General features: G+C 29.9%; 1 protein-coding gene. It reads right to left on the minus strand.

The annotated features are described in order from the left end of the window. Positions 1-375: ATP-dependent metallopeptidase FtsH/Yme1/Tma family protein (locus DIU01_RS06860; protein ID WP_367221818.1), on the minus strand; the 375-nt coding region annotated here is incomplete at both ends.

Consider the following 375-nt stretch of genomic DNA (forward strand, 5'->3'; position numbering starts at 1 on the left):
ATGAATATCCAAACTCCGATGATTAAAATTATTGGAAGAAAATTCATTAAAATTCCGGTCCAATCACCTTGAATTTTGAAATCGTATTCTTTTAATTTGCTTTCATTTTTTGCTTTGATAAGCTTGTTTTCAAAGTTTTGAGCATCGGCAATTTCAAAGGTGTAATGTGGTCCTTTATTAGGATTTCCAAAAACATCTTTTGCAATTTTTTTATTAGCTTTATCTTTTAATGCCGCAGCCGTCAAGAAAGCTTCACCATCTGATTTATTGAAAACATTTACTTTTTCTATCTGACCTTTGTTTAAAAGTTCGTCAAATTTAGAAGATGTAATTTTTGTTGGATCTTGAATACTCGAACCGTTCATCATGTTTAAA

This window comes from Flavobacterium sp. (genome assembly GCF_003525665.1).
Classification (GTDB): domain Bacteria; phylum Bacteroidota; class Bacteroidia; order Flavobacteriales; family Flavobacteriaceae; genus Flavobacterium.